The organism is Stenotrophomonas sp. AB1(2024) (assembly GCF_037482345.1).
Lineage (GTDB): Bacteria > Pseudomonadota > Gammaproteobacteria > Xanthomonadales > Xanthomonadaceae > Stenotrophomonas.
Genome location: NZ_JBBHKO020000001.1, coordinates 362,533 through 376,798, shown reverse-complemented (window position 1 = coordinate 376,798; position 14,266 = coordinate 362,533). Strand labels below are relative to the sequence as shown.

At 68.6% G+C, this 14,266-nt stretch carries 13 protein-coding genes; 7 read left to right on the top strand and 6 right to left on the bottom strand.

All coding sequences use genetic code 11. From position 1 onward, the window contains the following. Position 1 precedes the first annotated feature (1 nt). Entirely contained in the window at positions 2–919 is a 918-nt protein-coding gene (locus tag WIX41_RS01590; protein ID WP_339445440.1) for a LysR family transcriptional regulator, read from the top strand. 50 nt (positions 920–969) lie between these two features. On the opposite strand, the gene recN is transcribed toward WIX41_RS01590, so the two are convergent. Then, positions 970–2,634 carry a DNA repair protein RecN gene (gene recN, locus WIX41_RS01585; RefSeq protein ID WP_339445439.1) on the bottom strand — a complete coding sequence of 555 codons (1,665 nt, stop codon included), beginning with the start codon at positions 2,632–2,634 and terminating at the stop codon, positions 970–972. A 92-nt stretch (positions 2,635–2,726) separates the two neighbouring features. Between recN and hrcA the strand changes: the two genes are divergently transcribed. From hrcA to WIX41_RS01555, 6 genes are all read left to right on the top strand, one after another. Next, complete coding sequence (hrcA, locus tag WIX41_RS01580; RefSeq protein ID WP_339445438.1) at positions 2,727–3,812, top strand: heat-inducible transcriptional repressor HrcA; 1,086 nt, start codon at positions 2,727–2,729, stop codon at positions 3,810–3,812. A gap of 63 nt (positions 3,813–3,875) precedes the next feature. Further along, the gene (gene grpE, locus WIX41_RS01575; protein ID WP_339445437.1) at positions 3,876–4,391 is read left to right on the top strand and encodes a nucleotide exchange factor GrpE; all 516 of its coding nucleotides are present in this window, start codon (positions 3,876–3,878) and stop codon (positions 4,389–4,391) included. 130 nt (positions 4,392–4,521) lie between these two features. Beyond that, positions 4,522–6,456, top strand: coding sequence for a molecular chaperone DnaK (gene dnaK, locus WIX41_RS01570; protein ID WP_339445436.1), 1,935 nt, complete (start codon positions 4,522–4,524; stop codon positions 6,454–6,456). A 160-nt stretch (positions 6,457–6,616) separates the two neighbouring features. Further along, positions 6,617–7,744 carry a molecular chaperone DnaJ gene (gene dnaJ, locus WIX41_RS01565; protein WP_339445435.1) on the top strand — a complete coding sequence of 376 codons (1,128 nt, stop codon included), beginning with the start codon at positions 6,617–6,619 and terminating at the stop codon, positions 7,742–7,744. Positions 7,745–7,943: 199 nt separating this feature from the next. Next, the gene (gene pdxY, locus WIX41_RS01560) at positions 7,944–8,852 is read left to right on the top strand and encodes a pyridoxal kinase (protein ID WP_339445434.1); all 909 of its coding nucleotides are present in this window, start codon (positions 7,944–7,946) and stop codon (positions 8,850–8,852) included. After that, positions 8,849–9,961, top strand: coding sequence for a prephenate dehydrogenase (locus WIX41_RS01555; RefSeq protein WP_339445433.1), 1,113 nt, complete (start codon positions 8,849–8,851; stop codon positions 9,959–9,961). Before pdxY ends, WIX41_RS01555 begins: the two co-directional genes overlap by 4 nt. Positions 9,962–10,149: 188 nt before the next feature. On the opposite strand, the gene WIX41_RS01550 is transcribed toward WIX41_RS01555, so the two are convergent. The 5 genes from WIX41_RS01550 to WIX41_RS01530 all read right to left on the bottom strand — a co-directional run bounded on the left by WIX41_RS01550 (position 10,150) and on the right by WIX41_RS01530 (position 14,253). After that, the gene (locus WIX41_RS01550) at positions 10,150–10,347 is read right to left on the bottom strand and encodes a hypothetical protein (protein WP_339445432.1); all 198 of its coding nucleotides are present in this window, start codon (positions 10,345–10,347) and stop codon (positions 10,150–10,152) included. A gap of 68 nt (positions 10,348–10,415) precedes the next feature. After that, positions 10,416–12,182 carry an ABC transporter transmembrane domain-containing protein gene (locus WIX41_RS01545; protein ID WP_339445431.1) on the bottom strand — a complete coding sequence of 589 codons (1,767 nt, stop codon included), beginning with the start codon at positions 12,180–12,182 and terminating at the stop codon, positions 10,416–10,418. Continuing rightward, positions 12,175–12,783 carry an IMPACT family protein gene (locus WIX41_RS01540; RefSeq protein ID WP_339445430.1) on the bottom strand — a complete coding sequence of 203 codons (609 nt, stop codon included), beginning with the start codon at positions 12,781–12,783 and terminating at the stop codon, positions 12,175–12,177. Before WIX41_RS01540 ends, WIX41_RS01545 begins: the two co-directional genes overlap by 8 nt. A gap of 10 nt (positions 12,784–12,793) precedes the next feature. Then, on the bottom strand, positions 12,794–13,702 hold the full coding sequence (locus tag WIX41_RS01535; RefSeq protein WP_339445429.1) for a hypothetical protein: 909 nt from the start codon (positions 13,700–13,702) through the stop codon (positions 12,794–12,796). Beyond that, positions 13,699–14,253 carry an RNA polymerase sigma factor gene (locus tag WIX41_RS01530; RefSeq protein WP_409187427.1) on the bottom strand — a complete coding sequence of 185 codons (555 nt, stop codon included), beginning with the start codon at positions 14,251–14,253 and terminating at the stop codon, positions 13,699–13,701. The genes WIX41_RS01535 and WIX41_RS01530 overlap by 4 nt, the downstream gene beginning before the upstream one ends. Between the last annotated feature and the right edge of the window lie 13 nt (positions 14,254–14,266).

Sequence of the window (14,266 nt, the reverse complement as noted above, 5' to 3'; positions counted from 1 at the left end):
CATGACCACGCCCGACGTCAACCGATCCGGCCAGCTGGAAATCTTCGTGCGGGTGATCGAGGCCGGCAGCTTCTCGGCGGCGGCGCGCGCGCTGGACATGAGCCCGTCGGCGGTCAGCAAGCTGGTGGCGCGGCTGGAACAGCGGCTGGGCACGCGCCTGCTGCAGCGCTCCACCCGCCAGCTGCAGCTGACCCCGGAAGGTTGCGCCTTCTACGAGCGCGGCCTGCGCGTGCTGGCCGACCTGGACGAGGCCGAACGCTGCGCCAGCGCCCATGCCGAACCGCGCGGGCGGCTGCGGGTGAACAGCAACGTGCCGTTCGGGCACCACTTCCTGCTGCCGTTGCTGCCAGCGTTCCTGGAGCGGTATCCACAGGTGGGGGTGGACCTGGTGTTGACCGATGAGGTGATCGACCTGCTCGAACAGCGCACCGATGTGGCGGTGCGCGCCGGGCCGTTGAAAAGCTCCAGCCTGGTGGCGCGGCGGCTGGGCGCGACCCGGATGATGATCGTGGCCGCGCCGGCGTATGCGGCCCAACACGGCCTGCCGGCAGACGCCGCCGCGCTGCTGGCGCATAACCGGTTGGATATTGGCCACGCGCGCGCACAAACCGGCTGGCCGGTGCTGGAACGGGGCCAGGTGCAGCGGGTGCCAACCGGCGGCAATGCGCGCGCCAGTGATGGCGAGGCGTTGCGGCGGCTGGTGCTGGGCGGAATCGGCATCGCCCGGCTGGCGGCATTCCAGGTGCAGGCCGATGTCGCCGCCGGGCGGCTGCTGCCGGTGCTGGAGTCGGCCAATCCCGGCGACCTGGAAGAGGTGCATGCGGTGTTCGTGGGGCAGGGCGGCTACCTGCCGTTGCGGGTGCGGGCGTTGCTGGATTTCCTGGTGGAGCAGGTGGACCTGGGCAGACCGTTGGCGTGATCCCTGCCGCCGTGGGGACGCTGTCAGGTGCAGCCACGCAGGGCGTGGCTCTACGTAGCCTGCAACAATCTGCGCGCGGCCGCGCGGGCTTCCTTGCTGACCTCGACGCCGCCGAGCATGCGCGCCAGTTCTTCCTCGCGGGCCTTGGCATCCAGCTTTTCCACCGCGCTCTGGGTCATGCCTTCCACCGGTGCCTTGCTGACCCGGTAGTGCGCGTGGCCCTTGGACGCAACCTGGGGCAGGTGGGTGACGCACAGCACCTGGCGCTTCTCGCCCAGCGCGCGGAGCTTTTGCCCGACGATATCGGCCACCGCGCCGCCGATGCCCGAATCGACTTCGTCGAACACCATGGTCGGCACCGCATCCAGGCCCAGCGCAGCGACTTCGATGGCCAGCGAAATGCGCGACAGTTCGCCGCCGGAGGCGACCTTGCGCAGGGCGCGTGGCGGCTGCCCGGCGTTGGCGGCGACCAGGAACTCGGCGCGCTCGGCACCGTTCGGGTCCGGCTTGGCCACCCCATGCGGCTCGAGTTCGATCAGGAACTGGCCACCGCCCATGCCCAGCTCGCCGATCAGCGTGGTGGTGGTCTCAGACAGGGTCTTGGCAGCAGTGGCGCGGCTGGCACTGAGCGTGGCGGCCACGGCCTGCCACTGTGCCGCCGCGCGGTCGATCTCACCGGCCAGCGCCTGCAGGCGGGTGTCGGCGCCGCGCAGCTGTTCCACTTCGGCTTCCATTGCATCGCGATGTTCGGCCAGGCCTTCCATCGGCACGCGGTGCTTGCGCGCCAGGTCGTGCAGGCGGCCCAGCCGGCGTTCGATGTCCTCGAACTGCTCCGGGTCGGCGTCGAGGTCGTCGTGGACCCGGTCGAGCAGGGCCAGTGCTTCGTGCAGCTGGATGACCGCGCTGTCCAGCAGCGCGTCCACCTCGCCCAGGCGGGCGTCGTGTTCGGCCACGCGGGCCAGGTCATGCCGGGTCTGCTGCAGCAGCTGCAGCACCGACACCTCATCGTCGCCATTGAGCCGGGCGGCGGCCACGTCGCAGGCGCTGACCAGCGCCCCGGCGTGGGCCTGGCGGCGGTGGCTGCTGCCCAGCGCGGCGATCGAGGCCGGCTCCAGGTCTTCGCGCTGCAGTTCGCCCAGCTGGTGTTCCAGGAAGCCGATGCGGTCGCTGACATCGCCCTGTCGCGACAGCGACTCGGCTTCGTCGACCAGGGCCTGCCAACGGCCAGCGGCCTGGCGCACCTGGACGCGCTCGGCCTCGTTGCGGGCGTAGGCGTCCAGCAGCGCCAGCTGCGAGGGCCGTGCCAGCAGCGCCTGCTGTTCGTGCTGGCCGTGGATTTCCACCAGCATGCCGGCCAGCTCGGTGAGCTGGGACAGGGTCACCGGGCGGCCGTTGATCCAGGCGCGCGAGCCGCCGTCGGCACGGATGATCCGGCGCAACTGGCACTGCTCCTCGTCATCCAGCTCGTTGTCGCGCAGCCATTGCCGGGCCGGGGCGTGTTCGCCCGGCGCGAACTCGGCCGACAGCTCGGCGCGCGCGGCGCCGTGGCGGACCACGCCGCTGTCGGCGCGCAGCCCGGACAGGAAGCCCAGCGCGTCGACCATCAGCGACTTGCCTGCGCCGGTCTCGCCCGAAACAACGGTCATGCCTGCGCCGAATTCCAGTTCGGTGGCGCGGACAACGGCAAAATCCTTGATCGATAGATGTCTGAGCATGGTATTGGGTTCTTGAGCCGCGCAACGCTAGCATGGGTGGGGCAGGCAGTGTTCCTGCCATTATCCAACGTCGCGTCTCACAGGTTGATTCCATGCACCCTTCCGCGCCCCATCTAGCGCCGCGCGCCCGCCATCTGCTGCGGACGCTGATCGCGCGCCACATCAAGGACGGTGAACCGGTTGGTTCGCAGACGCTGGCGCGGCTGGCCGGGCTGGACGTGAGCCCGGCCACCATCCGCAACATCCTGGGCGACCTGGAAGACCTGGGCCTGCTCAGTTCGGCGCATGTCTCGGCCGGACGGGTGCCCACCGCGCACGGCTACCGGGTGTTCGTCGACAGCCTGGTCAAGATGCAACCGCCCGGCGAAAACGAGCTGAACCGCCTGCGCAGCGAGCTGTCCAGCGGTGCCGGTACCCAGGCCCTGCTGGGCAGCGCGTCCGAGCTGCTGTCGGCGATGAGCCACTTCGTGGGCGTGGTGGGCGCGCCGCGGCGCGAACCGTTCGCCTTCCGCCACATCGATTTCGTGGCGCTGGATGCGCGCCGGGTGCTGGCCATCCTGGTGTTTGCCGACAACGAGGTGCAGAACCGGGTGATCGAGCCACGGCGCAGCTGGGAGCCGGCCGAGCTGGAGCAGGTCGCCAATTACCTCAATGCCCACTGCGCCGGCCGGCCGCTGGCCGAGATCCGCTCAACGCTGCTGGTCGAGCTGCGCCAGGCGCGTTCGGAAATGGAGCAGCTGCTGGCCCACAGCGTGGAGCTGGCCGAGCAGGCGATGGCGCCGCCGGCCGACGACATGGTGCTGGCCGGGCAGACCCGGCTGATGGGCGTGCAGGACCTGTCCGACCTGGACCGGCTGCGCGAGCTGTTCGACCTGTTCGCCAGCAAGCGCGAGATCCTGCAGCTGCTCGAGCGCACCATCCAGGCCCCCGGCGTGCGCATCTTCATCGGCGAGGAAACCGGGGTGATGCCACTGGAAAATGTGTCGCTGGTCACCGCGCCGTACTCGGCCGGCGGCCAGGTGCTGGGCGTGCTGGGGGTGATCGGGCCCAAGCGGATGGCCTACGACCGCATGATTCCACTGGTGGAAGCCACCGCCCAGGTGCTCGGGGCGGCACTGGATACGCCGCCGGGGGCGGATTGTCCCGGGATGGCGCCTAAACGGACGTCAAGGTCTTGAATCGGGTCCGGCCGCCCACATAGGGGTGGGTGGAGGCGGAGAGTCACCGCCAAGGATCCGGAAATGAACCAAGATCAGCCTGATATCGCATCCCAGACCCCGGCCGGCGACGCCGCCGCGGGTGAAACCCTGCAGCAGCAGTTGGACAGCCTGCACAACGAGCTGGCCCTGCTCCGGTCCGAGTCGCTGCGTGAGCGCGCCGACCTGGACAACCAGCGCAAGCGCGTGGCCCGTGACGTCGAACAGGCGCGCCGCTTCGCCAATGAAAAGCTGCTGGGCGAACTGCTGCCGGTGTTCGACAGCCTGGACGCCGGGCTCAACGCCGCCGGCGCCGAACCCAGCCCGCTGCGCGAAGGCCTGGAGCTGACCTACAAGCAGCTGCTCAAGGTCGCCGCCGACAACGGCCTGACCCTGCTGGATCCGACCGGCCAGACCTTCAACCCCGAACACCACCAGGCCATCAGCCAGGTCGACGCGCCCGGCGCGGCGCCGGGCAGCGTGGTCCAGGTGTTCCAGAAGGGCTACCTGCTCAACGACCGCCTGCTGCGGCCGGCGCTGGTCGTGGTCGCCCGCGACTGACCTGAACGCGTTTGGCCGCCATCGGACACAGCGTTCGATGGGTGGGTTGAAAGTGTCAGCAGCGTCCCACACATCCCATTCATAACCCGGCGGCTGCCGGATGTTCCCCAAATTTTCAGGAGTCTCCCTCATGGGCAAGATCATTGGTATCGACCTCGGCACCACCAACTCGTGTGTGGCGATCATGGACGGCGGCAAGGCCCGCGTCATCGAAAACTCGGAAGGCGACCGCACCACGCCGTCCATCGTCGCCTACACCAAGGATGGCGAAGTGCTGGTGGGCGCCTCGGCCAAGCGCCAGGCCGTCACCAACCCGAAGAACACCTTCTACGCCGTCAAGCGCCTGATCGGCCGCAAGTTCACCGACGCTGAAGTCCAGAAGGACATCGCGCACGTGCCTTACGGCATCCTGGCCCACGACAACGGCGACGCCTGGGTGCAGACCAGCGATGCCAGGAAGATGGCGCCGCAGGAAATCTCCGCGCGCGTGCTGGAAAAGATGAAGAAGACGGCCGAAGCCTTCCTGGGCGAGACCGTCACCGAAGCGGTCATCACCGTGCCGGCCTACTTCAACGACAGCCAGCGCCAGGCGACCAAGGACGCCGGCCGCATCGCGGGCCTGGAAGTCAAGCGCATCATCAACGAGCCGACCGCCGCGGCCCTGGCCTATGGCCTGGACAAGGGCGACGGCAAGGACCGCAAGATCGTGGTCTACGACCTGGGCGGCGGCACCTTCGACGTGTCGATCATCGAAATCGCCAACGTCGACGGTGAAAAGCAGTTCGAAGTGCTGGCCACCAACGGCGACACCTTCCTGGGCGGCGAAGACTTCGACAACCGCGTCATCGAATACCTGGTGGACGAGTTCAACAAGGACCAGGGCATCGACCTGCGCAAGGATCCGCTGGCCCTGCAGCGCCTGAAGGACGCCGCCGAACGCGCCAAGATCGAGCTGTCGACCAGCCAGCAGACCGAAGTGAACCTGCCGTACGTCACTGCCGATGCCTCCGGTCCGAAGCACCTGAACATCAAGCTGACCCGCGCCAAGCTGGAAGCGCTGGTGGAAGACCTGATCAAGAAGTCGATCGAGCCGTGCCGCATCGCGCTGAACGACGCCGGCCTGCGTTCGAGCGACATCAGCGAAGTGATCCTGGTCGGCGGCCAGACCCGCATGCCGAAGGTGCAGCAGGCCGTGACCGAGTTCTTCGGCAAGGAACCGCGCAAGGACGTCAACCCGGACGAAGCCGTGGCACTGGGTGCGGCGATCCAGGGCGGCGTGCTCGGCGGCGACGTCAAGGACGTGCTGCTGCTGGACGTGACCCCGCTGTCGCTGGGCATCGAAACCATGGGCGGTGTGTTCACCAAGATCATTGAAAAGAACACCACCATTCCGACCAAGGCCTCGCAGGTGTTCTCCACCGCCGAGGACAACCAGTCGGCCGTGACCGTGCACGTGCTGCAGGGCGAGCGCGAACAGGCCCGCTACAACAAGTCGCTGGCCAAGTTCGACCTCTCCGGCATCGAGCCGGCCCCGCGCGGCCTGCCGCAGGTGGAAGTGTCCTTCGACATCGACGCCAACGGCATCCTGCATGTGTCGGCCAAGGACAAGAAGACCAACAAGGAACAGAAGGTCGAGATCAAGGCCGGTTCGGGTCTGTCCGAGGACGAGATCGCGCGCATGGTCGCCGACGCGGAAGCCAACCGCGAAGAAGACAAGAAGTTCCACGAGCTGGTCCAGGCCCGCAACCAGGCTGACGCGCTGATCCACGGTACCCGTACCGCGATCAACGAACACGGCAGCAAGGTCGGTGGCGAAGTGATCGGCAAGGTCGAGTCGGCCCTGGCCGACCTGGAAACGGCGATGAAGGGCGACGACAAGGCGCAGATCGAAGCCAAGTCGAAGGTGCTGGAAGAGGCGGGCCAGTCGCTGTTCGCAGCGTCGGCCGCGGCCGAGCAGGGCGGCGGTGGCCCGGGTGCCGATGCTGGCGCCGGCACCAACGGCGGCGCGCACGACGATGTGGTCGACGCCGAGTTCACCGAAGTGAAGGACGACAAGAAGTCCTGATCCGGACACGACGCGGGACGTTGCGCAGGCAACGTCCCGTTGTCATTCCACTGGGTCCTGACCGCCGTACCCCGGTGTGCCGGGGCGCCCGACGAAAGAGCGGACCTGGTTCCGCTCTTCCGCTTTGACGAATCCCGACTTCCGGATACTGATTCACACCATGAGCAAGCGCGATTACTACGAAGTGCTGGGCGTGTCCCACACGGCCAGCGACGAAGAACTGAAGAAGGCCTATCGCCGTTGCGCGATGAAGCACCACCCTGACCGCAACCCCGGCGACAGCGCCGCCGAAGCGGCCTTCAAGGAGTGCAAGGAAGCCTACGAAACCCTGTCCGACGCCAACAAGCGCCGCATGTACGATGCGCATGGCCACGCGGCCTTCGAGCACGGCATGGGCGGTGGCGGTGGCCCCGGCGGCCCGGACATGGGCGACATCTTCGGCGACATCTTCGGCAACATCTTCGGTGGCGCCGGCGGTGGTCCGCGTCAGGCGCGTCGTGGCGCCGACATCGGTTATGTGATGGAGCTGGACCTGGAAGAAGCGGTGCGTGGCATCGAGCGCCGCATCGAGATTCCGACCCTGGCCGAGTGCGATGACTGCCACGGCAGCGGTTCGGACGACGGCAAAGTGGAAACCTGCAGCGTCTGCCGGGGGCAGGGCCAGGTGCGCATCCAACGCGGCATCTTCGCGATGCAGCAGGCCTGCCACAACTGCAACGGTCGCGGCAAGATCATCCAGAGCCCCTGCAAGACCTGCCACGGCAATGGCCGGGTGGAGGAAGACAAGGTGTTGTCGGTCAAGGTGCCTGCCGGCGTCGACACCGGCGACCGCATCCGCTTGGCCGGTGAAGGCGAGGCCGGTCCGGCCGGCACGCCGCCGGGCGACCTGTACGTGGAAGTGCGGGTGCGCGAGCACGCCATCTTCCAGCGCGATGGCGACGACCTGCACTGCGAAGTGCCGATCCGCATCTCGCAGGCCGCGCTGGGCGATACCGTGCGCGTGGCTACCCTGGGCGGTTATGCGGAAATCCGCATTCCGGCCGAAACCCAGACCGGCAAGCTGTTCCGCCTGCGCGGCAAGGGTGTGCGTTCGGTGCGCAGCCGCAGCGAAGGCGACCTGTACTGCCGCGTGGTGGTGGAAACCCCGGTCAACCTGACCACCGAACAGCGCAAGCTGCTGGAACAGTTCGAAACCACCTTCACCGGCGAAGAAGCGCGCAAGCATTCGCCGAAGTCGGCGACCTTCATCGATGGCGTCAAGGGTTTCTGGGACCGCATGACCTCGTAAGCATGGTGTTGCGGATGACGAAAATGCCGGGCCGACGCCCGGCGTTTTTTTGCGTGTCATCCGGGTAGGCGGGCGCGATCGGCATCGCGTGGGCCGGCCAACGGCCGGCGCTACCGGTGGCCGTGGAACCCCGGGTAGCGCCGGCCGCTGGCTGGACCTCGGGGTGCCCCCCGCGCCCGGCACCGCGTAAAATCGCGGCATGAACGATTCCCTCGAAAGCCACCTGGTCCATGGGCGCCGCCAGCGCCCGGACGGTCCGTCGCCGGTCGACGTCATTTCGGTTCAATCGCAGCTGGTGTACGGCCATGCCGGCAACAGCGCGGCGGTGCCGCCGCTGCGCGCGCTGGGCGTGCGCGTGGCCGAAGTGCCGACCACGCTGCTGAGCAACGCGCCGTTCTATGCCACCACGCGCGGCCGCGTGCTGCCGGCCGACTGGTTCGCCGACCTGCTGCAGGGCGCCAACGAACGTGGCCTGCCGGCGCGCGCGAAGATGCTGGTGTCCGGTTACTTCGGCAGCGTCGGCAATGGTGCCGCCTTCGCCGACTGGCTCGACACGGTGCTGCCGGCCTCGCCGCAGCTGCGCTACTGCCTGGACCCGGTGATCGGCGACACCCACACCGGCCCCTATGTGGAGCCCGGCCTGGAAACCATCTTCGCCGAGCGCCTGCTGCCGCATGCCTGGCTGGTCACGCCCAATGCGTTCGAACTGGGCCGGCTGACCGGCTTGCCCAGCCTGGCCGAAGCCGATGCCATCGCCGCCTCCCAGGCGCTGCTGGCACGCGGGCCGGAATGGGTGCTGGCGCACAGCGTGGGCGGCGACCCGGGCGAGCTGGTCACCCTGGCGGTCAGCCGCGATGCACTCTGGCGCTGGTCGTCGCCGCACCTGCCGGTGGACGTGGCCGGTACCGGTGATGTGTTGATGTCGCTGCTGGTGGCGTTCCTGCTGCGCGGTGAGCGCTTCGAGCAGGCGCTGTCGCGGTCGATCTCCGGCGTGCACGCCGCGCTGGAGGCCACCCTGGCCAACGATCACGAAGAGTTCGACGTGCTGGCCGCCGCACCGGCCGCGCTGGCGCAGCCGCATCGCTTCCGCGCCGAGCGCCTGGCGTGAGCCTGCGTCCGGTTGTCGGCATCGTCGGCAGTGCCGGCGCATACGGGCGCTGGTTGCGCACGTTCCTGGAGCAGCAGCTGGGGCTGGAGGTGATCGGGCATGATCCGGCCGATCCGCAGTCGGATGATCCGGAAACGCTGTTGTCGCGCGCCGAGGTGCTGGTGTTCTCCGCGCCGATCCGGCACACGCCTGCGTTGATTGCCGATTACGTGACCCGCTCGGCTGGCCGCGAAGCGGGTCGGCTGTGGCTGGATGTGACCTCGGTGAAGAGCGAGCCGGTGGCCGCGATGCTGCGCTCGCAGGCCGACGTGGTCGGCCTGCACCCGATGACCGCACCGCCCAAGGCGCCCACGCTGAAGGGCAGGGTGATGGTGGTGTGCGAAGCGCGCCTGTCGCAGTGGCAGCCATGGGTTACGCAGTTGTGCGCGGCGCTGGAAGCCGAATGCGTTCGTGCCACGCCCGAGCACCACGACCAGGTGATGGCGCTGGTGCAGGCGATGGTGCATGCCACCCATCTGGCCCAGGCCGGGGTGCTGCGCGAGTATGCGCCGCTGCTGGGCCCGCTGGCGGGCCTGATGCCGTACCGCTCCGCTTCGTTCGAGCTGGACACGGCGATCATCGCCCGCATCCTGTCGCTCAATCCAGCCATCTACGAGGACATCCAGTTCGGCAACCCGCACGTGGCGCCGATGCTGGACCGCCTGCTGGGGCAGCTGCAGGTCCTGCGCCACCAGGTGGCGCAGGGCGATGACGCCGCGCGGGCCGCGTTCCGCGAGCAGCTGCTGCTGGACAACCGGGAGCACCAGGGCAAGGCGCTGCTGGAGGCGGGCAACTACACCTTCGAACGCGTGGGTTACCTGCTGGCCGACCTGACCGAGCGCAACGCGATCAGCGTGCACCTGCCGGAGGATCGCCCGGGTTCACTGCGTGAGCTGTTGCATGTATTCGAGCGACACCGTGTCAGCCTGGCCTCGATCCACTCTTCGCGTACGCCCGGCGGTGACGTGCATTTCAGGATGGGCTTCGTGGCCGGTAGCGATCTGGATGCGCTGCAGCGGGCGGCGGTGGAAATCGACGCCACCGGCATCGGCCGGGTACTGCCACGCTGACATGCTGCCGCATTCATCCACAGAGGGTGTGGATGGAATGCGGACAAGCATGTGGATAACCGTGCGCAGCCCGCGTGGTAAAAGGCTGTCAAGATGCATGGCGATTAATTGACCATCCCGGTAGCGCCGGCCGTTGGCCGGCCCTCCGGGTGTCGATCGGCATCGCATGGGCCGGCCAACGGCCGGCGCTACACGGTCAGGGTGAGCTCGCCACCAACGGTGCGGAATTCACGACCGTCACGCACCAGATGGCGGCCATCGGCAAGCTCATAGCGCGGTTTTCCATCTGACGACGCGGATGCATCACCCTTCGCTTCAGGCTTGAACTCAATGACCACGTACGGTTCGCCATTGGGGTCGGTAGCGGGAAACTGACGGAACGACATACAACACCTCCTGCAACAGGTTCATTGTGCGCTGTCACCATGCAACCTGCCGCGTTAGCGGTGCGTCATCAATCGATGAACTGCAGCTTCGCCAGTTCAGCGTACAGCCCACCTTCTGCCAGCAGCTGCGCGTGGGTGCCCTGCGCGACGATCCGCCCGTGGTCCATCACCACGATGCGGTCGGCCTTGAGCACGGTCGCCAGGCGGTGCGCGATCACCAGCGTGGTGCGGCCGGCCATCAGCCGTTCCAGTGCCTGCTGCACCGCACGTTCGCTCTGCGCGTCCAGCGCGCTGGTGGCTTCATCCAGCAGCAGGATCGGCGCATCCTTGAGCAGGGCACGTGCGATCGCGATGCGCTGCTGTTGGCCGCCGGACAGGCGCGCGCCGCGTTCGCCCAGCTCACTCAGGTAGCCGTCTGGCAGGGCCTGCAGGAACTCGTCGGCCTCAGCGGCTTCGGCCGCGCGCTGCACCTCTTCGTTGCTGGCTTCCAGCCGCCCGTAGCGGATGTTGTCCAGCGCGCTGCTGGCAAACAGCGTGGGTTGCTGCGGCACCAGTGCCATCTGCGCGCGCAGCTGTGCCGGATCGACCCGGCGCACGTCGACGCCATCCACCTGTACGCTGCCGGCGGCGGGGTCATGAAAGCGCAGCAGCATCGACAGCACGGTGCTCTTGCCTGCGCCCGACGGCCCGACCAGGGCCACGGTCTCGCCGGGGCGTACATGCAGGTCGAAATGGTCCAGCGCCGCCGTGTCGGGGCGCTGCGGGTAGTGGAAGACCACGTCCTGGAAGCGGATCTCGCCGCGCAGCGGCTGCGGTAATGGCAGCGGATCGCTTGGCGCGGTGATTTCGATGTCTTCGTGCAGCAGCTCGGCGATCCGGCCCATGCCGCCGGATGCACGCTGCAGTTCATTCCACACTTCGGCCAGCGCGCCCACCGAGCCGCCGCCAATCAGCGCGTACAGCACGAACTGGCCCAACGTGCCGGCCGTCATGCGGCCGTCATTGACGTCATGCGCGCCCAGCCACAGCACGCCCACGATGGCGCCGAACACCAGCACGATGGCGGTGGCGGTGACCAGCGACTGCGCGCCGATGCGGCGCCGCGCGGCGCGGATCGATTCGGCCAGTGCCGCGTTGAAACGGCCGCGTTCGTACGGTTCGCGCGCATGGGCCTGGACCGTGCGCACCGCGCCCAGCGTTTCCGCGGCCAGGCTGTTGGCATCGGCGATGCGGTCCTGGCTGGCGCGCGAAATGCCGCGCACGCGCCGCGCACCGATGATGATCGGCAACACCGCCAGCGGAATGCCGACCAGCGACCACGCCGCCAGGCGCGGGCTGGTCACGAACAGCATCACCAGGCTGCCCACTACCGTGACGCTGCTGCGCAGGGCCACGGACATGGTCGAACCGATCACGCTGCGCAGCAGTTCGCTGTCGGCGGTCAGCCGCGAGACCAGCTCGCCGCTGCGGTTGCGGTCGTGGAAGCCGGCGCCCAGCGCGATCAGGTGTGCATACAGGCGGCTGCGCAGGTCGGCCACCACCTTCTCGCCCAGCAGCGAGACAAAGAAGAAGCGCGCCGCCGTGGCCAGCCCCAGCACCACCGCCACCAGGAACAGCAGGGCGAACGCGCGGTTGATCTGCCCGTTGCCGCTGAAGCCGTGGTCGATCATCTGCTTCACCGCCGGGGGCAGGCTCAGCGTGGCTGCCGAGGACACCGCCAGCGCCGCCAGCCAGGCCGAGAACAGGCCGGCATGCCGGCGCACGAACGGCCACAGCGTGCCCAGGCTGCCAAGGCGGCGCAGCGCGGGAGCTGGTGCGGAAGAGGGATCAGTCATGGGCAGGGCCTGGTTCGGTGCGCGAATGCACGCGGATACGATCACGGGTGGCGTCGCGCAGGCGGATTTTCAACGGGTCGGCCTGATCGGCGGGAAGGCGGACGTGCAGTTCCACGCCCGAGGCGGTGAACGATTCGCCCAGTTTTTCGGCCAGGTGCACCGTCAGGGCAGCATGCAGGGTGCCCAGGTCCTCGAAGGCGGCCTGTACGGTGAGTTCGGTCAGCGTCACCAGCGGCAGCCGTGGTGCGGTACGCAGGCACTCTGCCGCAGTGCCGCCATAGGCACGTACCAGCCCGCCCGCGCCCAGCTTGATGCCGCCATACCAGCGGATCACCACCACCATGACCCGATCGAAGCCCTGGCCATCGATGGCGGCCAGGATCGGGCGGCCGGCGGTGCCGGCCGGTTCGCCATCGTCGCTGGAGCGGTACTCGTTGCCATGCCGATAGGCCCAGCAGTTGTGCGTGGCATCGGGTACGGCAACCTGCTGCAGGAAGGCCAGCGCATCGCCGGCTGACTCGATCGGCGCGGCGTGAGCGACGAAACGGCTGTGTTTGATGTCCAGGCTGTGGCTGACGGCAGTGGCGAGCGTATCGGGCATCCGCGCCATTCTAGTGGGGGTCGAGCAGCTCGCGAAGATCCCTGGGAATACGCGCTTCCGGATACTGCTGCAGGTAGCGCTCCAGGCTGGCGCGCGCGGTATCCACATCGCCCTCGGCGCGTCGCTCGCGGATACGCTTGAGCCACTGCCGGCGGGGCAACGCTGCGTCGGCATCGACCGCCACGGTGATGGCATCCGCCGACAGCGCGCCGTAAGCCGTTGCCGGCGCCGGAGCGGCACGACGCATCACGCCTGGCGCACCCTTTGCCTGCGTGCGCTCGCGCGATTCGCTGATACGGCTGCCGGTTACCACCTTGTCGAGTGCGGCGGCCCCGTCGGCGTCCTCCATGGCATCGGACGGGCTGGGAGCTGCCATCGGCGCTGCCATGGGGGCTGGCGACGCGGGCGCCTCGGCCCGAAGGGCAACGGGCGGTGCAGGCGGCGGCAAGGGTACCGGCGCGGTCTTCGGCGCTGACACGGTGCGGGCTGCCTGCGGTTTCTCCGCAGCAGTCGGCGTTGCAGGCTCCGCGCTCGCCGGCGCGGCCACTTCGGCCGTGGCTGCAGCGGCATTGGCGTCGGCGCTGGGGGCGGGCGGGGCATCGGCGGCCGCCTCCGCAGCCGCTGGTACCGGCGCCGCCGGCGGGGGCGCCTCCGGCTTCAGTTGCCACGCGATGCCCACCGCGAACACCAGCGACGCCGCCAGGCCGAACACCGCTGGCAGGCGCGAGCGCGGGCGGGCCGTGCCGCGCACCGGGGGTGCGGCTGCCGCGTGGTCATCGGCGGCGCTGGGTTGTACGGCCGCACGTGCTGCCGCAAGCACCGCCTCGTCCACGGCCGCAGGCGGCGCGGCTGGCGCGGGGCGACCGAGCAGGCGGGCCAGCTCGCGTTCTTCCGGCGTCAGTGGATCAGGGCGGTTCATGGGCTCAACTCCGCGCGCAGCTTGTCCATCGCGTAGCGCAACCGCGATTTGACTGTTTCACGGCCCACGCCGGTGATCTGCGCGATCTCCTCCAGGCTCAGTTCCTGCTCCAGCCGCAACTGCAACACCGTACGCTGGTCATCGGGCAGCTGCTCCATGGCCAGCTGCAGGCGGCGGCGCTGTTCAAAGTCGGACAGCTGGCTCTCCGGGGTGCGGTGGTCGCTCATCCGCGCCACCCGCTCGTCGGCATCGCCCGGCGCCGCCGGTCGATGCCGTGACGCCCGCCAATGGTCGTTGAGCCGATTATGGGCAATGCGGAACAACCAGGTGGTGAAGGCCGCTTCGGGCTGCCAGCCGGCGCGCGCGGCGATCACCCGCTGCCACACGTCCTGGAACATCTCATCGGCCAGCGCCGCATCGCGCAGCTGGCGCAGCAGAAAACTGTACAGCCGGTTGCGGTGGCGCGCATACAAGGCCTCGAAGGCGCGCAGGTCGCCATCGGCCCAGGCCAGCATCAGCGACTCGTCGGTTGGCAGGGCAGCGGCATCCACGGCGCACAGAGTA